Raw genomic sequence first — 21,973 nt, 5'->3', positions numbered from 1 at the left:
ATGAAGACCTCCACCTGCTGCACGCTGCTCGCCGTTACCGTGATTGTCGGCCTGGCCGGCACATTGATCATGTCGCGTCCACAACCCCAGATGACCCTGCTCGTCTGTCCTGCGCCCCAGGGCGGATGCTACCTGCCACCGCCAAGCATCGGGCGCCTGATCCCATGACTGGCAGCGCGCCGAGCAGCACGACGCGCTTTCGTCCGAGGGAGACGCAACCGCTCACTTAGGCCGATACGGCTTTCAGGCGCGCGTTCGACGCACTCACCGGGTGTGTCCTGTGGCGGTTCTCGAAGCAGAAGTTGGTCGCCTGCACATAGCCCTCTGCCGAACCGCAGTCGAAACGCTGGCCCTTGAACTTGTATGCCAGCACGCAGCCTTGTTGCGCCTGCTTCATCAAGGCGTCGGTGATCTGGATCTCGCCGCTCTTGCCGGGCTCGGTCTGCTCGATCAGCGAGAAGATATCCGGCGTCAGGATGTAGCGCCCGATGATCGCCAGGTTCGACGGCGCGTCTTCCGGCCGAGGCTTCTCCACCATGCGCTCGATGCGGAAGATATCGTCACGCAGCGCCTCGCCGGCGATCACACCGTAGCGCGACACGTCCTCCATCGGCACTTCCTGGATGGCCACGATCGAGCAGCGGAACTGTTCGTAGAGCTTGACCATCTGGGTCAGTACGCCGTCGCCTTCCAGGTTCAGGCACAGGTCATCGGCCAGTACCACGGCGAACGCTTCGTCACCGATCAGCGGGCGGCCAGTGAGGATGGCATGCCCCAGGCCTTTCATCTCTACCTGGCGGGTGTAGGAAAAAGTGCATTCATCGATCAGCTGGCGAACACCGCTCAAGGACTTTTCCTTGCCGGTGTTGGAGATTTCGTGTTCCAGCTCGTAGCTGATGTCGAAGTGATCTTCCAGCGCGCGCTTGCCACGGCCCGTGACGATGGCGATTTCCGACAGGCCGGCCTCGAGCGCTTCTTCGACGCCGTACTGGATCAGCGGCGTGTCGACCACCGGCAGCATTTCCTTGGGCATCGACTTGGTCGCGGGAAGAAAGCGTGTGCCGTAGCCGGCCGCGGGAAACAGACATTTCTTGATCATGGATTCCATACCAAATTAACAGACTAGGTACAGAACCTGACCAGCCTGGCAGCCGATCGGTTCAAGAAATTTCATCAGCGCCTGCGAAGGTGGCGTCGGTTTCAGCCGTTGTCGGGATAGCGACTGACTTCGATCAGGTTGCTGTCCGGATCGCGGAAATACACCGACTCGATAGGCCCGACGGCGCCCGTGCGCGCAACGGGGCCCTCCTCCACGGACACCCCCTGCCCGGCCAGGTGTTCCAGCACCTGCGCCATCGACCACTGGGTGATCAGGCAAAGGTCGATGGCACCCGGCGTCGGCCTGGCCGCCTTGGGCTCGAACTCGCGCCCTGCCTGGTGCAGGTTGAATTTCTGCCGGCCGAAGACCAGTGCGCTGCGCCCGGCGCCGAAACGCTCGTGGCGCATGCCCAGGACGCGCTCGTAGAAGTCGACGGTGACGTCGATATCCGCCACCGTCAGTACCAGGTGATCCAGTCGTTCGATCATGCTCAATGCCTGTCCAGTAGATGAAAACGCGGCAACCCGAGGTGCCAGTGAATTGCAGCCAGACGCGAGGCCAGCACGACCAACATCGCTGCGGCCGTGTCCACCCAGTGCGGCGTACCCAGCATGCGCAGGGCGATGAAGGTCAGCGCGCCGGCGATGCAGGCGGTCGCGTAGATTTCCTTCTGGAAAATCAGCGGAATCTCGTTGCACAGGACGTCACGAATGACGCCTCCGACCACCCCGGTCATCACGCCCATGATCACCGCCGTGCTGATTGGCGTGCCGTGCTGCAACGCCAGCTCGGTACCGTACACGGTAAACACGGCGAGGCCGAAGGCGTCGGCGATCAGCAGGCCCTTCTCGTGAATCGGTCGCGTCATGCGTACCCAGGCGACCGTACCCAGGGCCGCCAGCGATGCGACCAGGATGTAGGTGTCGTCACGAATCCAGCTGACCGGATGGTTGTCCAGGATCAGGTCACGCAAGGTGCCACCGCCCAGTGCGGTGACGATGGCCATCACCAGCACGCCGAACAGGTCCATGGACTTGCGCCCGGCCATCAGCGCGCCGGTGATGGCAAATACCGCTACACCGAACAGGTCGGCGATGTAGAAAAGTCGCTCCATGCTGCGCTCAGCGGCTGACCGGCGTGCGCAGGGTGACGAACTCCTCGGCCGAGCTCGGGTGCACCCCGATGGTCTCGTCGAAGATCTGCTTGGTCGCACCGGCCTTCAACGCGATGGCCAGCCCCTGGACGATCTCGCCCGCCTCCGGGCCGACCATGTGGCAGCCGAGCACGCGATCGCTGTCGGCGTCGACCACCAGTTTCATCAGCGTGCGCTCCGGGTTGTCGGTCAGGGTCAGCTTCATCGGCCGGAAGCGGCTCTCGAAGATCTTCACCTTGTGCCCGTCCTCGATGGCCTGTTCCTCGCTGAGCCCGACGGTGCCGATATTCGGCAGGCTGAACACGGCAGTCGGAATCATGCGGTAATCCAGCGGGCGGTATTCCTCGGGCTTGAACAGGCGACGGGCCACCGCCATGCCCTCGGCCAGCGCCACGGGGGTCAGCTGGACGCGACCGATGACGTCGCCGAGGGCGAGGATCGAGGGCGTGGATGTCTGGAACTGCTCGTCCACGGCGATGTAGCCACGCTCGTCCAGCTTCACCTCGACATTCTCCAGGCCGAGGTTGTCCAGCATCGGCCGGCGACCAGTGGCGTAGAACACACAGTCGGTGTCCAGTACGCGACCATCCTTGAGCGTCGCCGCCAGGCTGCCATCGGCCTTGCGTTCGATGCTGGCGATATCGGCGTTGAACTGCAGGTCCAGCCCCTTCTTGCTCAGCTCCTCTTTCAGGTGCTCACGTACTGCACCGTCGAAGCCGCGCAGGAACAGGTCACCGCGATACAGCAGCGAGGTCTGTGCGCCGAGGCCGTGGAAGATGGAGGCGAACTCGACCGCGATATAACCACCGCCCACCACCAGCACACGCTTGGGCAGCGTTTTCAGGAAGAAGGCTTCGTTGGAACTGATGGCGTGCTCGCGGCCGGGAATGTCCGGAATCTTCGGCCAGCCACCGGTGGCAATGAGAATGCGCTCGGCGCTGTGGCGCTCGCCGTCGACTTCGACGGTGTGGGCGTCGATGATGCGCGCATGGCCCTCGAACAGGCTGACCCCGCTGTTGACCAGCAGGTTGCGGTAAATCCCGTTGAGGCGCTCGATCTCGCGGTTCTTGTTGGCGATCAGCGTTGCCCAGTCGAAGTTCGCGGCGCCCAGCGACCAGCCGAAGCCCTCGGCCTGCTCGAAGTCCTCGGCGAAGTGCGCGCCGAAGACCAGCAACTTCTTCGGCACGCAGCCGACGTTCACGCAGGTGCCGCCCAGGTAGCGGCTTTCGGCAACGGCCACGCGCGCCCCGAAGCCAGCGGCGAAACGCGCCGCACGTACACCGCCGGACCCGGCACCGATAACGAAGAGATCGAAGTCGTAACTCATTGCGGCCTCCTTGAACAGGTCGCCAGCATACCCGAAAGCCAGCGGCTAAGCTGAGTCCAGGAGGTTTACGCCATGCGCCCTGCCCTGACCCACATCGCCCTCCATGTACCGGACCTGGACGCCTGCATCGATTTCTATCGCCGCTACTGCGGTATGCAGGTGATCCACCAGCGTCCGGGCAAGGGCACGCGCATCGTCTGGATGGCCGAGCCCGGCAAGGAACACCAGTTCATCTTCGTCATCATGCCCGGTGGCCAGGACAGGCATCTGGCCGCAGACGACTACAGCCACTTCGGTTTCGCGCTGGAAAGCCGCGCCGACGTCGAGCGCATTGCCGCCATGGCCGCCGCCGACGGCTGCCTGATCTGGCCGCCGCGCGACGAGCCCTATCCGGTCGGCTACTACTGTGGCCTGCGCGATCCCGCAGGCAACTACGTGGAGTTCAGCTACGGCCAGCCTCTGGGGCCGGGTTCGGAGCAGATGCCGATCCCCTGAAAAGCACGACGCCACCCGAAGGTGGCGTCGTGGCGATCAGCCTGCGTATCAGAACGCCTTGCCGGTCTTGTACAGATTCTCGAAGCAGAAGTTGGTCGCCTCGATGTAGCCCTCGGCACTGCCGCAATCGAAACGCTGGCCCTTGAACTTGTAGGCCATCACGCAGCCCTGCTGGGCCTGGCGCATCAGTGCATCGGTAATCTGGATTTCACCGCCCTTGCCAGGCGGGGTGCTGCGAATCAGGTCGAAGATATCCGGCGTGAGGATGTAGCGGCCGATGATCGCCAGGTTCGACGGCGCGTCTTCCGGCTTGGGCTTCTCCACCATGTTGCTGACGCGGTAGATGTCGTCACGGATCATCTCGCCGTCGATCACACCGTACTTGTAGGTTTCGTCACGCGGGACTTCCTGGATCGCGACGATGGAGCAGCGGAACTGGTTGTACAGCTTGACCATCTGCGCCAGCACGCTGTCGCCTTCCAGGTTCAGGCACAGGTCGTCGGCCAGGACCACGGCGAAGGGCTCGTCGCCGATCAGCGGCTGGCCGCACAGAATGGCGTGCCCCAGGCCTTTCATCTCGACCTGGCGGGTGTAGGAAAAGCTGCACTCATCGATCAGGCGGCGAATGCCGACCAGGTATTTTTCCTTGTCGGTGCCCTTGATCTGGTGCTCGAGCTCGTAGCTGACGTCGAAATGGTCTTCCAGAGCGCGCTTGCCGCGACCGGTAACGATGGAGATCTGGCTGAGGCCAGCCTCGAGTGCCTCTTCGACCCCATATTGAATCAGTGGCTTGTTCACCACCGGCAACATTTCTTTCGGCATGGCCTTGGTGGCGGGCAGAAAGCGGGTACCGTAACCGGCGGCGGGGAACAGGCATTTCTTGATCATGGGACTCCCTGATGGAGGATGAATGGCGCACCCAGTCTATCAAGCCGCGCTGGCCTTACAACTGCCGACTGCGGGCCGACCAATGCCGCGGTACAAAAATCCCTGCTCGGCCAGCTGAGCCGCGTCGTAGATGTTGCGCCCATCGAACAGCACCGGCATGCGCATCGCCCCGCGTATGCGTGGAAAGTCCGGCTGACGGAACTGCTTCCACTCGGTCACCAGCACCAGCGCGTCGGCGCCCTGGGTCGCCGCATAGGGCGAATCGCTCAGCAGCAACTGCCCCGATTCGACCGCGGCAGCGTAGCGCGCAGCCACGCCGGCAGTGGCTACCGGGTCGCAGGCCTGAACCCGCGCACCCGCCGTGAGCAACGCCTCCAGCAGTACCAGGCTCGGCGCTTCGCGCAGGTCGTCGGTGCCAGGCTTGAACGCCAGGCCCCAGAGCGCGATGACCCGCCCCTGGAAATGACCGTTGAAGTGCTCGCGCAAGGCCTGGAACAACAGGGTCTTCTGCAGCGCATTGCGCGCTTCGACCGCGCGCAGGATGCCCGGCTCGATGCCTTCATGCTCGGCGGTGCGGATCAGCGCCTTCACGTCCTTGGGAAAGCACGAACCGCCGTAACCGCAGCCGGCGTAGATGAAGTGCGTGCCGATGCGTCGGTCGCTGCCGATACCACGGCGGACCTCCTCGACGTCCACGCCCAGGCGCGCACAGATGCCGGCCATCTCGTTGATGAAGGAGATCTTGGTGGCGAGAAAGGCATTGGCCGCGTACTTGCTGAACTCGGCGGCACGCACGCCCATGCAGAACAGGCGGTCGTGGTTGCGCAGGAACGGCGCGTACAGCCGGCGCAACAGCTCGCGGCCACGCTCGTCGTCACAGCCCACGATGACCCGGTCCGGGCGCATGAAGTCCTCGACGGCAGAGCCCTCCTTGAGGAACTCGGGATTGCTTGCCACCACCACGCGTGCACGCAGCCCACGCCGCACCAGCCCCGCGTTGACACGCTGCTCCACCCGGCCAGCGGTGCCGACCGGCACGGTGGACTTGTCCACGACCAGGCAGTTGTGATCGAGCTGTTCCCCCAGTTCGTCGGCAACCGCCAGCACATGCGTCAGGTCCGCCGAGCCATCCTCGCCGCTCGGCGTGCCCACGGCGATGAACACCACCTCGGCCCGCCGGATCCCGGCGCGCAGCTGGGAGGTGAAGCTGAGCTGGCCGCTGGCGAGCTGCGCCTTGAGCATCGCCTCAAGCCCCGGTTCGTAGATCGGCACCTCACCTCGGGAGAGCATCGCGACCCGCTGCGGATCACGCTCGACGCAGATCACCCGGTTGCCCATCTCGGCAAAGCAGGTCGCCGTCACCAAGCCCACGTAGCCTGCTCCAATCACGCCTATCTGCATCGCAGCATCCTCCAGAGGTTTGCTGCAATTGCAACCAATCGCGGTGGCAGCGATGTGACGGAGCGGAGAAGGAAAGATGACAATGGCCGCACTCGGGCAACGCTCTCAAGCGTGATGCCTGACGGTCACGGGGCTTGGCGCAGGTCAGACGCCTACGACGGGTTCCGGGATGAAGCCTTCGTCCCGTAGTGCCTTGACGACGCCACGGATCAGGTAATTGTTGGAGAAACCGATCGTGTACTGCCTGGAGCCCTCGGCGACCGGGCGAAGCATGCCCTGGTCGACCAGCTTCTTCAGCTGGTAGGTCCGCTGATTGGCGGTCAATCCAGGCAGCGCGGGCGCAAGGTCCGCAGACTTCACCACGCCTTTCCTGATGGCAAGCTTGAGCACGCCCTCCTCGGTCGCCGTGATCAGGCTGCGATTGCGCGCGATATCCACGGCGGGATTGAGGATATGCCGGGTCAGGTACTCGAAATCCGTCAGGCGATCCACCTTGTCCAGCTCTTCGCGCACACCCTCCAGAACATAGATACACCAGTTTTCCAGGCCCTCCGCTGTGCCACTGTCCGCGCCGGAAAGCATGGCGTAGTAACGCTCACGGTCATTGCAGAAGACCGCCGTAGGATTCAGTAACCGGCCACCGACGTTCACGTTGAAACCGTACTTGATCAGCAACGCGTAGGTCAGAAGCCTCACCACGCGCCCGTTGCCGTTACCGAACGGGTGGATCCAGCCAAAGCGGTGATGAGCCAGCGCCACCTTCATCAGGTCGTACTTGGATGGATCAGGCCGGTTCACGAAATCGACCAGTTCACTCATGTAACCGGGGACGGAAACCGCATCCGGTGGAACATGGGGCGACTGGGAAATACGGACGCCCCCCGACCGATAGGCTCCGGGTGTGCGGTCACCCTCTCTTTCCAGATCGTCGACAGCAAGCTGATGCAGCTCGCGGATGAAATGCTCGGACAGCGCATCTCCGGGGCTCATCGAGCTCTCGATGTACTCCATCGCCCGTTCGATGTTCGCGACCTCCCGCAACTGGTCGCTTTCCTGCTGCCGCCCCTCGACCTTGCTTTCGACGTAATCCGCCAGTGTCGTGTGGTTACCCTCGATCCGAGCCGAGCCCAGGCTCTCCAGCATATGGAAGATGCCTTTCAACTGGTAGAACACCGGCAACGGCGTACTGCCCTGTAGCTGCAAGCGCCGCAGGTGCTCGAGCTCGTTGAGCACATCCACCAGAGGCGAAGCAAAGGAAGGGTTCAGAAGCTGGAGTTCATGATGAGCAAATGGCGACATACGCAGGATTATCTCAAAAAACAATCTCGACTATCTTGAAAAAATACCATGAAAGCCTTGATTACAGAGGGCTCCATAACTAATCACTCATGAAACTATCTTGAATCAGTGGCCATATCAAATGAAAAGTGACCCTGCGCGGAACTGGAAAGGCAGCCAGTGCGGCATCTGACACGAACCTGCCGAGCCTCGTGCCGTGCAGCACCTGAGCAGGCATGGAACGTCACCTGTCTGTGATGGCGCAAGGACTGTGAGACCGCTGGTGCGTGAGCGCGGAGGCCAGGTCAAAGCCATGGAGATTCGAGAGGCTGGCGCGTCACTCGCTATCCTGAGCGAGGCACAAGATAGCTGTGTGGATAGTCGGCTGCCCGCCTCTGCGGCGATGGCGGGAGAAGAGACTCCAGGAGAGCCTTGGGGATCGCCAGAGATCGTGTTTCGCTAGATGGTGCCCGAAGCCGGACTCGAACCGGCACGCCATTACTGGCGAGAGATTTTAAGTCTCCTGCGTCTACCGATTTCGCCATTCGGGCGGTAGCGCTGTGCGAAGGGCTGGACTATATACAGCCCTCCACGTCCTCGCAAGGCACGCAAAAGGTGCCATGGAGAATGAAAAAGGCCTCGTAAATCGTTGATCTACGAGGCCTTTGGATTGGAGGCTGAGGTCGGAATCGAACCGGCGTTCACGGATTTGCAATCCGGTGCATAACCACTCTGCAACTCAGCCTTAAATCAAACGAGCCGCCTTGGCGACTCGTGTAAAACTGGAGCGGGAAACGAGACTCGAACTCGCGACCCCGACCTTGGCAAGGTCGTGCTCTACCAACTGAGCTATTCCCGCTTGTCTTGTCGACGGGCGCCATTCTATAGAATCGAATCACGACGTCAACCCTTTGATTCAAAAAAACTTATTTCTTTTCCGAGGTGGTGCTGAGGTGCGGCCAGGCGGCCAACAGATACTGCAGCATCGACCACAGAGTCAGCACGGCAGCAATGACCAGCAGCACGTAACCGACGATGACCCAGAAGGTGAACTGTGGCGGGTTACCGAGCAGGATGACCAACGCCAGCATCTGCGCCGCCGTCTTCCACTTGCCCAGGTTGGACACCGCCACCTGGGCACGGGCGCCCAGCTCGGCCATCCATTCACGCAAGGCGGAGACCACGATCTCGCGGCCGATGATGATCGCCGCAGCGAGCGTCAGCCAGAGATTGGAGTGCTCGGCCGCAAGCAGCACCAGCGCGACAGCCACCATCAGCTTGTCCGCGACCGGATCGAGGAAGGCACCGAATGGCGTGCCCTGCTCCCAGCGCCGTGCCAGGTAGCCATCGAGCCAGTCGGTCGCTGCGGCAATCGCGAAAACGCCGCTGGCGGCCCAGTAGCTCCAGGAGAACGGCAAATAGAACAGCAGGATGAAAACCGGGATCAGCGCGACCCGGAGCACGGTAAGCAAGTTGGGGATGTTCATCGGCACAACTAGGCTGCGAGGTGAGCGAGCATTCTACTCGCTGTGCAGGGTCGCATAAATCAACTCAGCGAGCTTTTTACTGATTCCGGGTGCTTTGGCGATTTCTTCGGCGCTGGCACGCGAGAGCTCCTGCAGACCGCCGAAATGATTGAGCAACTCACGCCGCCGCTTGGGCCCGATACCCGCAACCTCCTCGAGGGTGGAGGTACGCCGGGCCTTGCCGCGGCGCGCACGATGCCCGGTGATGGCAAAGCGGTGGGATTCGTCGCGGATCTGCTGGATCAGGTGCAACGCCGGCGAATTGCCGGGCAAGGTGAACTCATGTGCCGCGTCGTTCAGATACAGCACTTCGAGGCCTGGCTTGCGCGTGGTGCCCTTGGCCACGCCCAGCAGGATCAGGTCGGGCACGGCCAGTTCCTGCAACACCTCGCGGGCCATGGCCAGCTGGCCCTTGCCGCCGTCCACCAGCAGCACGTCGGGCAGCTTGCCTTCGCCATCCTTGATCTTGCTGAAGCGCCGGGTCAGCGCCTGGTGCATCGCCGCGTAGTCGTCGCCTGCGGTGACGCCTTCGATATTGAAACGCCGATAGTCGGACTTCAGCGGGCCCTCGGGGCCGAACACCACACAGGAGGCGACCGTCGCCTCACCGCTGGAGTGGCTGATGTCGAAGCACTCCATGCGCTGCGGCGGCTCATCCATCTCCAGCACCGTCGCCAGGGCCTCGAAACGCTCGGTCATGTGCTCGCGATTGGCCAGGCGTGCAGCCAGCGCCTGCTCGGCATTGGTAACGGCCAGCTGCTGCCAGCGTGCCCGGGTCGCCCGCACCCGGTGACTGATCGTCAGGCTGCGTCCCCGCAGCGACTCTATCGCCTCGACGAGCGTGGCGAAATCCTCATGCTGCACGTTGACGATCAGCTCGCTCGGCAGGTCGCGTTCCGCATTGCCCAGGTAGTACTGGGCGAGGAAGGCCATCAGCACATCGCCCCCCTCCTCCTCGATGGCTACCTGAGGGAAGAAGTTCTTGCTGCCCAGCACCCGGCCACCGCGAACGCTGATCAGGTGCACGCATGCGCCGCCCGGATTGAGCATGACCGCGACCACGTCGACATCCCCGGTGCCGCCCTCCATGCTCTGCTGATCCTGCACGCGCCGGAGCATGGCGATCTGGTCACGCAGTTCGGCCGCGCGCTCGAACTCCAGGGCCATGGAGGCTTTTTCCATGCTGACGGACAACTCCTCGCTCAGGGCATTGCTGCGCCCATCGAGAAACATCACCGAGTGGCGCACGTCCTCTGCATATTCCTCAGGGCTTACCAGGCCCACGCAGGGCCCCTTGCAGCGCTTGATCTGGTACTGCAGGCAGGGCCGCGTGCGGTTCTTGTAGTAGCTGTCCTCGCATTGGCGGACGAGAAAGGTCTTCTGCAGCAGGCTGAGACTTTCACGGATGGCCAGCGCACTGGGATAGGGGCCGAAGTAGCGCCCCTTGGCCTTCTTCGCACCGCGATGGATCCCCAGCCGCGGGAAGTCGCCATCGGACAGGAATACGTAGGGATAGGACTTATCGTCGCGCAGCAGGATGTTGTAGGGCGGCCGCCATTCCTTGATCAGCGTCTGCTCGAGCAGCAGCGCCTCGGTTTCGTTGGCGGTGATGGTGGTTTCGATCTGCGCGATGCGCGCGACCAGCGCGGCGGTCTTCGGTGCCTGGCCGGTCTTGCGAAAGTAGCTGGCGAGGCGTTTCTTGAGATTCTTCGCCTTGCCCACGTACAACAGGCGCGCCTCGCCATCGAACATGCGATAGACGCCAGGGCGACCGCTACAGGTCGCGAGGAAGGCACTCGAATCGAACGGAGCGGACATCGGCTAGTTGGCGGCGTCGACCATGCCGTGGCGCACCGCCAGCAGTGCCAACTCGACATCGCTGGTGATGGAGAGCTTCTCGAAGATGCGATACCGGTAGGTATTGACGGTCTTCGGCGACAGGCAGAGCTTGTCCGAGATGTTCTGCACCTTGTGGCAATTGGCGATCATCAGGGCGATCTGGATTTCGCGCTCGGACAACAGGTCGAACGGCGAGCCATTGCTCTGCGGCTGGAAGGACTTCAGCGCCATTTGCTGGGCGATCTGCGGGTCGATGTAGCGCTGCCCGGCGAACACCAGACGGATGGCCTGAACCATCTCGTCGAGCGCTGCACCCTTGGTCAGGTAGCCGGCGGCGCCAGCCTGCAGCAGGCGGGTCGGGAACGGATCGTCTTCGCAGACGGTGACGGCGACCACCTTGATATCGGGGTGGCTGCGCATCAGTTTGCGTGTGGCTTCCAGGCCGCCGATGCCAGGCATCTTGACGTCCATCAGCACCACGTCCGGCTTGAGTTCACGAACCTTGAGCAAGGCTTCCTCACCGGTGCAGGCCTCACCGACGACCTGCAAGCCGTCGATGTCAGCAAGCATGCGCGTGATACCCGTGCGAACCAGATCGTGATCGTCGACCACCAGCACCTTAATCAATCGCCACCTCGTTGCACCTTGTCAGCCACCGTGCAGCGACGGTGAGGTTGAACTTGCCGGCCACCTTAGCAAAAAAGCCAGGGACTGACCTAGCTTGACGTACGGGAGTCAAAAAGCAAGCGTCAGACTAAGATCGGGAATTGCTCAGGGCAATACAGGGAAATGGCGGAAGCGGTGAGATTCGAACTCACGGATAGTTGCCCATCGACGGTTTTCAAGACCGTTGCCTTAAACCACTCGGCCACGCTTCCAGATTCTTTCTACGGAGGGTTCGAGACCGCTGTCTCGAAGCTCCGCCTCAGTGCGGGCGGCAATCTTACCGGAACGCAACACACTGTCAAACTCTCTGTCTTGGCACAGGGATCGGCTCTGCTATGATCCGGGCATTCGAGTAACGGAATCCTTGTGCCACAGGAGCGTCGCCATGCAAGAGCAAGACTACGTCATCAATCATTCGCAGGCTGAGCAACAGGAAGTCAGCAAGGTGTTGCGCAACACCTACGGCCTGCTGGCCATCACCCTGGCGTTCAGTGGCCTGGTGGCGTTCTTCAGCCAGCGCGCCAACCTGCCCTACCCGAGCTTCTTCGTGGTGCTGATCGGCTTCTACGGCCTGTTCTTCCTCACCTACAAGCTGCGTGATTCCGCCTGGGGCCTGGTTTCCACCCTCGCCCTGACCGGCTTCATGGGCTACACCCTCGGCCCGATCCTCAACCGCTACCTGGGCATGGCCAACGGCGCGGAACTGATCAGTTCGGCGTTCTCCATGACTGCCCTGGTGTTCTGCGGCCTGTCCGCCTACGTGCTGACCACCCGCAAGGACATGAGCTTCCTCAGCGGCTTCATCACCGCTGGCGTGTTCGTCCTGCTCGGCGCCATGGTGGCCGGCTTCTTCTTCCAGATCAGCGGCCTGCAGCTGGCGATCAGCGCCGGTTTCGTGCTGTTCTCTTCGGCCTGCATCCTGTACCAGACCAGCGCCATCATCCACGGTGGCGAGCGTAACTACATCATGGCCACCATCAGCCTGTACGTATCGATCTACAACCTGTTCGTCAGCCTGCTGCAGATCTTCGGCATCATGGGCGGCGACGACTGATAGGCTTTCGTCCCCCTTCAAGCCCGCTTCGGCGGGCTTTTCTTTTTTATCCACTCGACTTTGTGCGCCGCAGGCCCCTGGCCTTATCATTGCGACTGTTTTTCGCTTCGCCGGACGCCCCATGAAGTTTGCCATCGCCCTGTTCGCCGCTCCTCACCTGCCTGCCTCACGGCGCGCGCTGCGCTTTGCCCAGGCTGCGCTGGCTGGCAGCCATGAAATCGTCCGCCTGTTCTTCTATCAGGACGGCGTACACAGCGCCGCCAGCAATGTCGTCACCCCGCAGGATGAGCTGGACCTGCCCGGGGAATGGCGTGAGTTCGTCACCGGCAACGGCCTGGACGCTGTGGTGTGCATCGCCGCAGCACTGCGCCGTGGTGTGCTCAACGACGAGGAAGCGCAGCGCTATTCGCGCCCTGCGGCCAACCTGGAGGCACCGTGGGAGCTGTCCGGACTCGGCCAGTTGCATGAAGCCGCACAACAGGCCGATCGACTGATCTGTTTCGGAGGCCAGTGAATGAGCAAGTCGCTGCTGATCATCAGCCGCCAGGCGCCTTGGAGCGGCCCAAGTGCCCGTGAGGCGCTGGACATCGCCCTGGCCGGCGGCGCGTTCGACCTGCCGATTGGCATGCTGTTTCTCGACGATGGCGTGTTTCAGCTGAGCCAGGGCCAGCAACCCGGCGCGCTGCAACAGAAAGACCTCGGCGCCAACCTGCAGGCGCTGCCGATGTTTGGCGTAGAGGACCTGTACGCCAGCGAGCGCAGCCTCGCTGAACGCGGCCTCGCCGGCAACGAACTGAATCTGGCGGTGCAGCGGCTCGACGACAGCGCGCTGACCGCCCTCCTCGACCGTTACGACCAGGTGATCACAGTCTGATGGCCACCCTGCACATTCTTTCTCATTCGCCATTCGCCGACAGCCGCCTGGCCAGTTGCCTGCGCCTGCTCGGCGCCCAGGACGCCCTGCTGCTCTGTGGCGATGCGGTCTACGCCTTGCAGCCCGCAACCGCCAACCTGCAGGCGCTGCAGTTGATGCCCGCCAGCGTCGCGCTCTACGCCCTGGACGAAGACCTCGCCGCGCGCCACCTGCAAGCCCCCGAACGCGTACAGGCCGTGGACTATCCGGGATTCGTCGAACTCTGCACCCGCTACGCCAAGGTCAACAGCTGGCTATGAACACGCTGAACGTCGCTGGACAGCATATCGCCCTGGACAAGGACGGCTACCTGGCCGACCTGCAGGATTGGTCGGGCCCGGTCGCCGAGGCCCTGGCGGAGGCCGAGGAGCTGCAACTGAGTGCCGAGCACTGGGAAATCCTCCAGCTGCTGCGCGCCTTCTACAACGAATTCCAACTGTCGCCGGCCAATCGCCCGCTGATAAAGTACGTGGCCCTGAAGCTGGGCCCGGAGAAAGGCAACAGCCTGCACCTCAATCGCCTGTTCAAGGGCAAGCCTGCCAAGCTGGCGGCCAAGCTGGCCGGCCTGCCCAAACCGACCAATTGCCTATGAACCTGATCACTCCCGCCGAACACCCTTTCGCCCAGTTCGTGCGCATCCTCGGCAAGGGCAAGCGTGGCGCTCGCGGTCTGACCCGCGAGGAAGCACGCGAGGCCATGGGCCTGCTGCTCGATGGCAAGGTCGAGGACACCCAGCTTGGCGCCTTCCTGATGCTGTTGCGGCACAAGGAAGAAAGCGCCGAGGAACTCGCCGGCTTCACCGAGGCGATTCGTCCGCGACTGGCTGCCCCGGCTATCCAGGTCGATCTGGACTGGCCCAGCTACGCCGGCAAGAAACGCCACCTGCCCTGGTATCTGCTGGCAGCCAAGGCCCTGGCGAACAGCGGCGTGCGCATCTTCATGCACGGCGGCGGCGCCCACACCGCCGGACGCCTGTATACCGAGCAGCTCCTAGCCCTCCTGGAGATACCCCGCTGCCGTGACTGGCCGTCGGTGCAGCACGCGCTGGACCAGCAACACCTGGCCTACAGCTACCTGGGCGACTGGATGCCAGCGCTGCAGCGCATGATTGACCTGCGCAACACGCTCGGCCTGCGCTCGCCGATCCACTCCCTGGCCCGCGTGATCAACCCGCTCGGCGCGCGCTGCGGCCTGCAAAGCATCTTCCATCCCGGCTACCAGGCCGTGCATCGCGAAGCCAGTCGCCTGCTGGGGGATTGCGCCATCGTGATCAAGGGCGAAGGGGGCGAGATCGAGGCCAACCCGGATTCGGCCTGTCACCTCTATGGCACCGCCAATGGCGAGAACTGGGATGAGGAATGGCCAGCGCTCTCGGCGCAGCGCCACGTCAAGCCGGACAGCCTCGACCCGGCACGGCTGAAGGCCTTCTGGCACGGCGAGCAGGAGGATGCCTATGGCTATCTGGCGGTCATCGCCACCATGGCCACCGCGCTGCGCGGCCTTGGTCTGGCGCGCGAGGACGCCTTCGCCCAGGCGAAGATGCGCTGGGACGCTCGCCTTCAATCAATCTCTTCGATGGATTGAGCCAGCTTTTTCAACGCTTCAATCGAGCCGCTGACGATAGACTCCAGTTTCATTCAAAACGGAGGCAGGCGTCATGGGCTTGTTGATCGATGGGCGCTGGCACGACCAGTGGTATGACACCGGCAGCGGCGGACGCTTCCAGCGCGAAAGCGCGCAGCGGCGCAACTGGGTGACCGCCGACGGCGGCGCGGGGCCAAGTGGCGATGCCGGTTTCAAGGCCGAGGCCGACCGCTACCACCTGTACGTTTCGCTGGCCTGCCCCTGGGCGCACCGCACCCTGATCCTGCGCAAGCTCAAAGGGCTCGAATCGCTGATCGATGTGTCGGTGGTCAGCTGGCTGATGCGCGAACAGGGCTGGACCTTCGATCGCGACTTCGGCTCCAGCGGCGATCACCTCGACAACCTCACCTACATGCATCAGCGCTACACGGCGGACGACCGTCATTACAGTGGGCGCGTCACCGTGCCGGTGCTGTGGGACAAGCAAACCGGCGGCATCGTCAGCAACGAGTCGTCGGAAATCATCCGCATGTTCAACGACGCATTCGACGGTCTGACCGGCAACGGCCTGGATTTCTACCCCGAGCCACTGCGCGAGCGCATCGATCAGCTCAACGAGCGCATCTACCCGGCGGTGAACAACGGCGTCTATCGCGCAGGCTTCGCCACTACCCAGGAGGCCTACGAAGAGGCCTTCGACGAGCTGTTCGACATGCTCGATGAGCTTGAAACACTGCTAGACGAGCAACGCTATCTGGCCGGGCACTACCTGAGCGAAGCCGACATCCGCCTGTTCACCACGCTGATCCGCTTCGACGCCGTCTACCACGGCCACTTCAAGTGCAACCTGAAGCGCATCGAAGACTACCCGAACCTGTCCAACTGGCTGCGCGAGCTCTACCAGTGGCCCGGCGTCAGCGAGACGGTGGACTTCACCCATATCAAGTCGCACTACTACGCCAGCCACGCCACCATCAACCCGACGGGCGTGGTGCCCAAGGGGCCGCAGCAGGACTTCATGCGCACGCACGATCGTCAGCGCCTGCCGGGCAAGGGCGTGTGGCAAAAAAACGAGCGCTAGGTGTGATCTCTCAGTAGGTTGTTCATCCGGGGCATTCCCGGAATTCTGGAAGTGCGACCAACACAGCCTTCCAGGAGCCCCGGATGAACCTGCATAAACATGCCCGTCTTACCCCGCGAGGTCGAGCCCTTCTCGTGCAGCGCATGCTCAACGGCCTACGAGTCGAAGATGCGGCACAAGCCGCTGGCGTCAGTGTACGTACAGCCTACAAGTGGCTCAGACGCTTTCGTGAAGAGGGTGAGATCGGCCTGATGGATCGTTCATCACGTCCGCACTCATGCCCCCATGCCACGGCAATCGCTCTGGTCGAGCAACTGATCGAGCTACGTCGCTCTCGCAAGACTTACCGGCAGATCGCCCAGATACTCGGCCTGGCCGTCAGTACCGTGGCCCGCCGCCTCAAGCAGGCCGGCTTTCATCGGCTGGCTGAGCTGGAACCCGCGCCTGTGGTGGTGCGTTATGAATACGCCAATCCTGGCGATCTCCTGCACCTGGACATCAAGAAGCTTGGCCGCTTCTGGAAACCCGGACATCGAGTCACTGGCGACCGTCAGCAGTGCTCCGACGGCGCCGGCTGGGAGTTCATGCACGTGGCTATCGACGATGCGTCCCGACTGGCGTTCACCAGCCTGCATCCGGATGAGCGTGGCAGCAGCGCCTGCCGGGCCTTGCTGCAAGCACTGCGCTACTACCGCGGGCTGAACATTTGCTTTCGGCGCGTCATGACAGACAACGGCGCCTGCTATCGGTCCCGGGCGTTTCAACGGTTGTGTGCTCGGCTCGGGCTGAAACACATCCGTACCAAGCCCTATACGCCACGCACCAACGGCAAGGCCGAGCGCTTCATCCAAACGAGCCTGCGTGAATGGGCCTATGCCCGTAGCTACGACACTTCACAGCAGCGAGCAGCGCACCTGCTGCCCTGGCTGCATCACTACAACTGGCACCGACTGCACGCCAGCCTCGGATACCTGCCCCCAATCAGCAGAGCGCCGCTTCCACTGAACAACGTGCTGGGTTTACACAGCTAGGCCGCAGGGTGGATGAGGCTGTTTTCATCCACCGAAACCCAGCCACGGTGGATCGATGAAGCGCGATCCACCCCAGTATCAGACGTGGCCCTGCGCGCCCTCGAACCAGGCCAGCTTGTCACGCAAGGTGACCACCTCGCCGACGATGACCAGAGTCGGTGCATGCACTTCATGCTCGGCCACCAGTTGCGGCAAGCTGTCCAGGGTGCCGGTGAACACTCGCTGATTCTGCGTGGTGCCCTGCTGCACCAGAGCCGCCGGCGTTGCGCCCGAACGACCGTGGGCAATCAGTTGCTCGCAGATGGCGGGCAACCCCACCAGGCCCATGTAGAACACCAGCGTCTGCCCTGGGGCCACCAGGTCCTTCCATGGCAGATTGCTGCTGCCATCCTTGAGGTGCCCCGTGACGAAGCGGACCGACTGCGCATGATCGCGGTGGGTCAACGGAATGCCCGCATAGGCGGCGCAACCCGACGCGGCGGTGATGCCTGGCACCACCTGGAAGGGAATGTCCTCCGCGGCCAGTTGCTCGATTTCCTCGCCGCCACGGCCGAAGATGAACGGGTCGCCCCCTTTCAGGCGCAACACGCGCTTGCCCTGCCTGGCCAGGTCGATCAGCAGCTGGTTGATCTGCTCCTGCGGCACCGCATGATCGGCGCGGCGCTTGCCCACGTAGATGCGTTCGGCATCGCGGCGGCACAATTCGATGATGGCTGGCGCCACCAGGCGGTCGTAGAGCACCACATCGGCCTGCTGCATCAGGCGCAGCGCACGGAAGGTCAGCAGGTCCGGATCACCGGGGCCGGCACCGACCAGATAGACCTCGCCCAGCGCTCGCGGCGCGGCGCCAGCCAGGCGCTCCTGCAGAAGACGCTCGCCCGCCTCCGGTTTGCCAGCGAAGACGCTCTCGGCAATCGGCCCCTGGAAGACATCCTCCCAGAACACCCGGCGCTGCTGCACATCGGGAAACATCTGTTTGACCCGCTCGCGAAAGCGCTTGCCCAGGTTGGCCAGCAGCCCATAGCTGGCAGGAATCCAGGTCTCGATCTTGGCTCGGATCAGTCGCGCCAGTACCGGCGCATCACCACCACTGCTGACGGCAACGATCAGCGGCGAACGATCGACGATCGCCGGGAAGATCACACTGCACAGCGACGGCGCATCGACGACGTTGACCGGGATACCGAGCGCCTGGGCTTCGGCGGACACCTGCGCGTTGAGCGTTTCGTCGTCGGTCGCCGCGATGACCAGGGCCACGCCCTGCAGGTCGCTGCTCGCATAGCCACGCAGGAAGATGCCGGCCGAGCCAGCCAGCTCCTGCAGCTCGCTGCGCACCTCGGGCGCAACGACGCGCAGGCGCGCACCGGCATCACTGAGCAGGCGCGCCTTGCGCAGCGCGACCTCACCACCGCCGATCACCAGTACCGGGCGATCCTGCAGCTTGTGGAACAGCGGAAGAAATTGCATCAGGTCAGCCTCAGCGAAGGTCGGTTCGCAGAATGCGTCGTGCACACCCTGCCGCCATTGAAAACGGGGCAGCCGTGCCGCCCCGTTCCATGCATCGCGATGACCGGCTCAGCCGATCACTTCGATACCACCCATGTAGGGCTTGAGTACCTCAGGCACGCGAATGCTGCCGTCGGCCTGCTGGTAGTTCTCCAGCACCGCGACCAGGGTGCGGCCCACAGCCAGGCCGGAACCATTGAGCGTGTGCAGCAGCTCCGGCTTGCCGGTTTCCGGGTTGCGGTAACGCGCCTGCATGCGGCGCGCCTGGAAGTCGCCACAGTTGGAGCAGGAGGAAATCTCGCGGTACTTGTCCTGGCTCGGCACCCAGACTTCCAGGTCGTAGGTCTTGACCGCAGAGAAGCCCATGTCGCCGGTGCACAGTGCCAGCTTGCGATACGGCAGCTCGAGCAACTGCAGCACGCGCTCGGCATTGGCCGTCATGCCTTCCAGCGCTTCGAAGGAGGTCGACGGTTCCACGACCTGCACCATCTCGACCTTGTCGAACTGGTGCTGGCGAATCATGCCGCGCGTATCGCGGCCGGAGGCCCCTGCCTCGCTGCGGAAGCACGGCGTGTGGGCGACGAACTTCAGCGGCAGCTGCTTGGCGTCGAGGATTTCGCCGGCGACGATATTGGTCAGCGACACTTCGGCGGTCGGAATCAGGTACAGATCGGCCTGATCTTCACGGGCGATCTTGAACAGGTCTTCCTCGAACTTCGGCAGCTGGCCAGTGCCCTGCAGCGCCGGTGCCTGTACCAGATACGGGGTGTAGGCCTCTTCGTAGCCGTGCTCGCCGGTGTGCAGGTTGATCATGAACTGCGCCAGGGCACGGTGCAGGCGCGCGATGGGGCCGCGCAGCAGGGCGAAACGGGCACCGGAGAGCTTGGCGGCGGTCTCGAAGTCCAGCCAGCCGTGCTGCTCGCCCAGGGCGACGTGATCCTTGATCTCGAAGTCGAAGCTGCGCGGCGTACCCCAGCGCGCGACCTCGACGTTCTCGTCCTCGTCGGCGCCGACCGGCACGGATTCGTGCGGCAGGTTGGGGATGTTCAGCAGCAGGTTGTCCAGCTCGCTCTGGATCGCGTCCAGCTCGCGCTTGCCGGCTTCCAGGTCGCTGCCCATCTGGTCCACTTCCGCCAGCAGCGGCGCGATGTCTTCACCGCGCGCCTTGGCCTGGCCAATGGACTTGGAACGACTGTTACGCTCGGCCTGCAATTGTTCGGTGCGCACCTGCACCGACTTGCGCTGACTCTCCAGGGCCTCGAAGCGGGCGACGTCGAGTGCGAAGCCACGGGTGGCGAGGCGCTCGGCGATTTCGGTGAGTTGCGTGCGGACGAGTTTGGAGTCGAGCATGTTCGGGTCTCAATACATCGGCGAAATGGTTAATGACCAGCAAGCTGGCGCGGGTTGTGGAGTGTAAAGCCTTAACGGGTCAGGATGCCAATCGGGCCAGGCTCAGGCCGGCCCAGGCTGCCAGCAGACCGCCAAGGATGCTGAAGGCCAGATAGCCGAAGGCTTCGGGCGCGCGCCCACCCTCCATCAGCTTCATGATCTCCAGGCTGAAGGACGAAAACGTGGTGAAGCCACCCAGCACGCCGGTAATCAGCCCGGTGCGCAGCTCCAGTGGCAGATCGGTACGGGTGAGGAACAGGCCGGACAGCAGACCGATCAACAGGCAACCCAGCACGTTGACGGTGAGCGTGGCCAGGTAGAAGTGCCGCGGCCAGTTGCCGGCGACCCAACTGGCCACCAGAAAGCGCATCAGCGAACCGACAGCCCCCCCTGCCGCCACGGCAAGCGCCACACGAATCATCTCTTTCTCCTTTGTCGGGTGCTGCTGGAATCCAGGCTGCGCAGGTGCTTGAGCTTCTCGCGAATCTTCGACTCCAGACCTCGCGGCACCGGCTGGTAATACTCGCGCGGCTCCATTTCATCCGGGAAATACACTTCGCCAGCGGCGTAGGCATTGGGCTCATCGTGGGCGTAGCGGTATTCCTCGCCATAACCGAGCTGCTGCATCAGCTTGGTCGGCGCATTGCGCAGGTGCAGTGGCACCTCCAGCGAGCCGAACTCGGCGACATCCTGCTTGGCTGCCTTGATCCCCAGATACACCGCGTTGCTCTTGGCTGCGCAGGCGAGGTAAGTCACCGCCTGCGCCAGCGCCAGGTCACCCTCGGGACTGCCCAGGCGCTTGACCGCATCCCAGGCTGCCAGACACAACGGCAACGCACGCGGGTCGGCATTCCCGACGTCTTCACTGGCCATGGCGACAATGCGCCGGCAGATGTAGGCCGGGTCGCAGCCGCCGTCGAGCATGCGCGCCAACCAATACAGCGCGCCATCGGGGCTGGAGCCGCGGACGGACTTGTGCAGCGCGCTGATCTGGTCGTAGAAGGCTTCGCCGCCCTTGTCGAAACGCCGGCGGGTATCGCCCAGCAGGTTGTGCAGCGAGGCCACGGCGATCTCGCCACCATCCTCGGCCAGGTCGGCGGCGTTCTCGAGGAAGTTGAGCAGGCGCCGGCCATCGCCATCGGCGGCGGCCATGAGCATGGCGAAGCTTTCCTCGGGCAGGCTCAGGTGACGCTCGCCCAGGCCTTTCGGGTCGCTCAGCGCACGCGTCACCAGCTTGCGCATGGCTGCCTCGTCGAGGCTCTTGAGCACATAGACGCGGGCGCGCGACAGCAGCGCGTTGTTCAGTTCGAACGAAGGGTTCTCGGTGGTGGCGCCGATGAAGATCAGCGTGCCGTCTTCGACGTAGGGCAGGAAGGCATCCTGCTGGCTCTTGTTGAAGCGGTGCACCTCGTCGACGAAGAGGATGGTGCGACGGCCATATTGCGCGGCATGCTGCTGCGCCACCTCGACCGCCTGGCGAATCTCCTTGACCCCGGAGAGCACCGCCGAGATGGTCTCGAAGTGCGCATCGCTGACCTTGGCCAGCAGGCGCGCCAGGGTGGTCTTGCCCACCCCTGGCGGCCCCCAGAAGATCATCGAGTGCAAGGCGCCCTGTTCCAGCGCTTCGCGCAGCGGCTTGCCAGGCCCCAGCACATGCTCCTGGCCGACGTATTCATCCAGGCTGGTAGCACGCAAACGCGCAGCCAGGGGCTGCGCGACGGGTTGGCGAGCGAACAGGTCCAC

The 21,973-nt window shown here is 63.3% G+C and carries 24 protein-coding genes and 4 tRNA genes; 10 read left to right on the top strand and 18 right to left on the bottom strand.

The genetic code is table 11. The annotated features are described in order from the left end of the window. Positions 1-168: a hypothetical protein gene (locus FIV02_RS24815; RefSeq protein WP_156049331.1), complete on the top strand. Its 168-nt coding sequence runs from the start codon at positions 1-3 to the stop codon at positions 166-168. 58 nt (positions 169-226) lie between these two features. On the opposite strand, the gene galU (FIV02_RS11745) is transcribed toward FIV02_RS24815, so the two are convergent. From galU (FIV02_RS11745) to gorA, 4 genes are all read right to left on the bottom strand, one after another. Beyond that, a complete protein-coding gene (galU, locus tag FIV02_RS11745) occupies positions 227-1,099 on the bottom strand; it encodes a UTP--glucose-1-phosphate uridylyltransferase GalU (protein ID WP_152488687.1) in 873 nt (290 codons plus the stop codon). Between the two features lie 101 nt (positions 1,100-1,200). Continuing rightward, positions 1,201-1,587, bottom strand: coding sequence for a VOC family protein (locus FIV02_RS11740; RefSeq protein ID WP_037056652.1), 387 nt, complete (start codon positions 1,585-1,587; stop codon positions 1,201-1,203). Positions 1,588-1,589: 2 nt separating this feature from the next. Continuing rightward, positions 1,590-2,213 (bottom strand): trimeric intracellular cation channel family protein, encoded by a 624-nt coding sequence (locus FIV02_RS11735; protein ID WP_037056654.1) that lies wholly within the window; start codon positions 2,211-2,213, stop codon positions 1,590-1,592. 7 nt (positions 2,214-2,220) lie between these two features. Further along, positions 2,221-3,579, bottom strand: a complete 1,359-nt coding sequence (gene gorA / locus FIV02_RS11730) for a glutathione-disulfide reductase (protein WP_152488686.1) — start codon at positions 3,577-3,579, stop codon at positions 2,221-2,223. A gap of 72 nt (positions 3,580-3,651) precedes the next feature. On the opposite strand from gorA, the gene FIV02_RS11725 reads away from it, so the two are divergent. Beyond that, a complete protein-coding gene (locus FIV02_RS11725) occupies positions 3,652-4,074 on the top strand; it encodes a VOC family protein (RefSeq protein ID WP_047592934.1) in 423 nt (140 codons plus the stop codon). Positions 4,075-4,122: 48 nt separating this feature from the next. Here FIV02_RS11725 and galU (FIV02_RS11720) read toward each other — a convergent pair whose 3' ends face one another. From galU (FIV02_RS11720) to FIV02_RS11675, 10 genes are all read right to left on the bottom strand, one after another. After that, positions 4,123-4,962: a UTP--glucose-1-phosphate uridylyltransferase GalU gene (gene galU, locus FIV02_RS11720; RefSeq protein ID WP_037056659.1), complete on the bottom strand. Its 840-nt coding sequence runs from the start codon at positions 4,960-4,962 to the stop codon at positions 4,123-4,125. Positions 4,963-5,001: 39 nt separating this feature from the next. Beyond that, entirely contained in the window at positions 5,002-6,363 is a 1,362-nt protein-coding gene (locus FIV02_RS11715) for a UDP-glucose/GDP-mannose dehydrogenase family protein (protein ID WP_152488685.1), read from the bottom strand. A 144-nt stretch (positions 6,364-6,507) separates the two neighbouring features. Then, a complete protein-coding gene (locus FIV02_RS11710) occupies positions 6,508-7,662 on the bottom strand; it encodes a Fic family protein (protein WP_152488684.1) in 1,155 nt (384 codons plus the stop codon). Positions 7,663-8,105: 443 nt separating this feature from the next. Continuing rightward, positions 8,106-8,192, bottom strand: a tRNA-Leu gene (locus FIV02_RS11705). A gap of 120 nt (positions 8,193-8,312) precedes the next feature. Further along, positions 8,313-8,386: transfer RNA gene (locus tag FIV02_RS11700), tRNA-Cys, on the bottom strand. A 38-nt stretch (positions 8,387-8,424) separates the two neighbouring features. Beyond that, positions 8,425-8,500 (bottom strand) — tRNA-Gly (locus FIV02_RS11695). 67 nt (positions 8,501-8,567) lie between these two features. Continuing rightward, positions 8,568-9,128 carry a CDP-diacylglycerol--glycerol-3-phosphate 3-phosphatidyltransferase gene (gene pgsA / locus FIV02_RS11690; protein WP_037056661.1) on the bottom strand — a complete coding sequence of 187 codons (561 nt, stop codon included), beginning with the start codon at positions 9,126-9,128 and terminating at the stop codon, positions 8,568-8,570. A 33-nt stretch (positions 9,129-9,161) separates the two neighbouring features. Continuing rightward, positions 9,162-10,985 carry an excinuclease ABC subunit UvrC gene (uvrC, locus tag FIV02_RS11685; protein WP_037056667.1) on the bottom strand — a complete coding sequence of 608 codons (1,824 nt, stop codon included), beginning with the start codon at positions 10,983-10,985 and terminating at the stop codon, positions 9,162-9,164. A 3-nt stretch (positions 10,986-10,988) separates the two neighbouring features. Further along, on the bottom strand, positions 10,989-11,633 hold the full coding sequence (gene uvrY, locus FIV02_RS11680; protein ID WP_037056669.1) for a UvrY/SirA/GacA family response regulator transcription factor: 645 nt from the start codon (positions 11,631-11,633) through the stop codon (positions 10,989-10,991). Between the two features lie 163 nt (positions 11,634-11,796). Beyond that, positions 11,797-11,884: transfer RNA gene (locus tag FIV02_RS11675), tRNA-Ser, on the bottom strand. Positions 11,885-12,057: 173 nt separating this feature from the next. Between FIV02_RS11675 and FIV02_RS11670 the strand changes: the two genes are divergently transcribed. The 8 genes from FIV02_RS11670 (at position 12,058) to FIV02_RS11635 (ending at position 17,335) form a co-directional block, all read left to right on the top strand. Next, positions 12,058-12,726 (top strand): Bax inhibitor-1/YccA family protein, encoded by a 669-nt coding sequence (locus FIV02_RS11670; RefSeq protein ID WP_037056676.1) that lies wholly within the window; start codon positions 12,058-12,060, stop codon positions 12,724-12,726. A gap of 121 nt (positions 12,727-12,847) precedes the next feature. Then, complete coding sequence (gene tusD, locus FIV02_RS11665) at positions 12,848-13,240, top strand: sulfurtransferase complex subunit TusD (protein WP_152488683.1); 393 nt, start codon at positions 12,848-12,850, stop codon at positions 13,238-13,240. Further along, the gene (gene tusC, locus FIV02_RS11660; protein ID WP_152488682.1) at positions 13,241-13,600 is read left to right on the top strand and encodes a sulfurtransferase complex subunit TusC; all 360 of its coding nucleotides are present in this window, start codon (positions 13,241-13,243) and stop codon (positions 13,598-13,600) included. Continuing rightward, positions 13,600-13,899 carry a sulfurtransferase complex subunit TusB gene (gene tusB / locus FIV02_RS11655; protein WP_152488681.1) on the top strand — a complete coding sequence of 100 codons (300 nt, stop codon included), beginning with the start codon at positions 13,600-13,602 and terminating at the stop codon, positions 13,897-13,899. Before tusC ends, tusB begins: the two co-directional genes overlap by 1 nt. Then, a complete protein-coding gene (locus FIV02_RS11650; RefSeq protein ID WP_152488680.1) occupies positions 13,896-14,231 on the top strand; it encodes a TusE/DsrC/DsvC family sulfur relay protein in 336 nt (111 codons plus the stop codon). Before tusB ends, FIV02_RS11650 begins: the two co-directional genes overlap by 4 nt. Further along, on the top strand, positions 14,228-15,223 hold the full coding sequence (locus FIV02_RS11645; RefSeq protein WP_152488679.1) for a glycosyl transferase family protein: 996 nt from the start codon (positions 14,228-14,230) through the stop codon (positions 15,221-15,223). Before FIV02_RS11650 ends, FIV02_RS11645 begins: the two co-directional genes overlap by 4 nt. 73 nt (positions 15,224-15,296) lie before the next feature. Beyond that, positions 15,297-16,304 (top strand): glutathione S-transferase family protein, encoded by a 1,008-nt coding sequence (locus tag FIV02_RS11640; RefSeq protein ID WP_152488678.1) that lies wholly within the window; start codon positions 15,297-15,299, stop codon positions 16,302-16,304. A gap of 83 nt (positions 16,305-16,387) precedes the next feature. Continuing rightward, complete coding sequence (locus FIV02_RS11635; RefSeq protein WP_152487592.1) at positions 16,388-17,335, top strand: IS481 family transposase; 948 nt, start codon at positions 16,388-16,390, stop codon at positions 17,333-17,335. Positions 17,336-17,413: 78 nt separating this feature from the next. Here the strand turns inward: FIV02_RS11635 and cysG are convergent, their stop codons facing one another. The 4 genes from cysG to FIV02_RS11615 form a co-directional block, all read right to left on the bottom strand. Then, positions 17,414-18,802 (bottom strand): siroheme synthase CysG, encoded by a 1,389-nt coding sequence (gene cysG / locus FIV02_RS11630; RefSeq protein WP_152488677.1) that lies wholly within the window; start codon positions 18,800-18,802, stop codon positions 17,414-17,416. A 108-nt stretch (positions 18,803-18,910) separates the two neighbouring features. After that, on the bottom strand, positions 18,911-20,191 hold the full coding sequence (gene serS, locus FIV02_RS11625) for a serine--tRNA ligase (protein ID WP_047589197.1): 1,281 nt from the start codon (positions 20,189-20,191) through the stop codon (positions 18,911-18,913). Between the two features lie 79 nt (positions 20,192-20,270). After that, positions 20,271-20,651, bottom strand: coding sequence for a fluoride efflux transporter CrcB (gene crcB, locus FIV02_RS11620; RefSeq protein WP_037055922.1), 381 nt, complete (start codon positions 20,649-20,651; stop codon positions 20,271-20,273). Beyond that, positions 20,648-21,973 (bottom strand): replication-associated recombination protein A, encoded by a 1,326-nt coding sequence (locus FIV02_RS11615; RefSeq protein WP_152488676.1) that lies wholly within the window; start codon positions 21,971-21,973, stop codon positions 20,648-20,650. The genes crcB and FIV02_RS11615 overlap by 4 nt, the downstream gene beginning before the upstream one ends.

Origin of the sequence: Pseudomonas sp. THAF187a (genome assembly GCF_009363395.1) — a bacterium.
GTDB classification, from domain to species: domain Bacteria; phylum Pseudomonadota; class Gammaproteobacteria; order Pseudomonadales; family Pseudomonadaceae; genus Aquipseudomonas; species Aquipseudomonas khazarica.
Note: the sequence above shows the minus strand (reverse complement) of the source record. Positions and strands in the feature narration are given on the sequence as shown.

What these genes read in the sequence shown, in the direction of transcription:
- galU (WP_037056659.1), bottom strand. Translation starts at nt 4,962, where the DNA reads ATGATCAAGAAATGCCTGTTCCCCGCCGCCGGTTACGGTACCCGCTTT.
- FIV02_RS11640 (WP_152488678.1), top strand. Translation starts at nt 15,297, where the DNA reads ATGGGCTTGTTGATCGATGGGCGCTGGCACGACCAGTGGTATGACACC.
- crcB (WP_037055922.1), bottom strand. Translation starts at nt 20,651, where the DNA reads ATGATTCGTGTGGCGCTTGCCGTGGCGGCAGGGGGGGCTGTCGGTTCG.
- FIV02_RS11735 (WP_037056654.1), bottom strand. Translation starts at nt 2,213, where the DNA reads ATGGAGCGACTTTTCTACATCGCCGACCTGTTCGGTGTAGCGGTATTT.
- FIV02_RS11715 (WP_152488685.1), bottom strand. Translation starts at nt 6,363, where the DNA reads ATGCAGATAGGCGTGATTGGAGCAGGCTACGTGGGCTTGGTGACGGCG.
- cysG (WP_152488677.1), bottom strand. Translation starts at nt 18,802, where the DNA reads ATGCAATTTCTTCCGCTGTTCCACAAGCTGCAGGATCGCCCGGTACTG.
- FIV02_RS11645 (WP_152488679.1), top strand. Translation starts at nt 14,228, where the DNA reads ATGAACCTGATCACTCCCGCCGAACACCCTTTCGCCCAGTTCGTGCGC.
- tusB (WP_152488681.1), top strand. Translation starts at nt 13,600, where the DNA reads ATGGCCACCCTGCACATTCTTTCTCATTCGCCATTCGCCGACAGCCGC.
- FIV02_RS11650 (WP_152488680.1), top strand. Translation starts at nt 13,896, where the DNA reads ATGAACACGCTGAACGTCGCTGGACAGCATATCGCCCTGGACAAGGAC.
- uvrC (WP_037056667.1), bottom strand. Translation starts at nt 10,985, where the DNA reads ATGTCCGCTCCGTTCGATTCGAGTGCCTTCCTCGCGACCTGTAGCGGT.
- serS (WP_047589197.1), bottom strand. Translation starts at nt 20,191, where the DNA reads ATGCTCGACTCCAAACTCGTCCGCACGCAACTCACCGAAATCGCCGAG.
- FIV02_RS11710 (WP_152488684.1), bottom strand. Translation starts at nt 7,662, where the DNA reads ATGTCGCCATTTGCTCATCATGAACTCCAGCTTCTGAACCCTTCCTTT.
- FIV02_RS24815 (WP_156049331.1), top strand. Translation starts at nt 1, where the DNA reads ATGAAGACCTCCACCTGCTGCACGCTGCTCGCCGTTACCGTGATTGTC.
- gorA (WP_152488686.1), bottom strand. Translation starts at nt 3,579, where the DNA reads ATGAGTTACGACTTCGATCTCTTCGTTATCGGTGCCGGGTCCGGCGGT.
- FIV02_RS11725 (WP_047592934.1), top strand. Translation starts at nt 3,652, where the DNA reads ATGCGCCCTGCCCTGACCCACATCGCCCTCCATGTACCGGACCTGGAC.
- FIV02_RS11740 (WP_037056652.1), bottom strand. Translation starts at nt 1,587, where the DNA reads ATGATCGAACGACTGGATCACCTGGTACTGACGGTGGCGGATATCGAC.
- tusC (WP_152488682.1), top strand. Translation starts at nt 13,241, where the DNA reads ATGAGCAAGTCGCTGCTGATCATCAGCCGCCAGGCGCCTTGGAGCGGC.
- FIV02_RS11635 (WP_152487592.1), top strand. Translation starts at nt 16,388, where the DNA reads ATGAACCTGCATAAACATGCCCGTCTTACCCCGCGAGGTCGAGCCCTT.
- tusD (WP_152488683.1), top strand. Translation starts at nt 12,848, where the DNA reads ATGAAGTTTGCCATCGCCCTGTTCGCCGCTCCTCACCTGCCTGCCTCA.
- pgsA (WP_037056661.1), bottom strand. Translation starts at nt 9,128, where the DNA reads ATGAACATCCCCAACTTGCTTACCGTGCTCCGGGTCGCGCTGATCCCG.
- galU (WP_152488687.1), bottom strand. Translation starts at nt 1,099, where the DNA reads ATGATCAAGAAATGTCTGTTTCCCGCGGCCGGCTACGGCACACGCTTT.
- FIV02_RS11670 (WP_037056676.1), top strand. Translation starts at nt 12,058, where the DNA reads ATGCAAGAGCAAGACTACGTCATCAATCATTCGCAGGCTGAGCAACAG.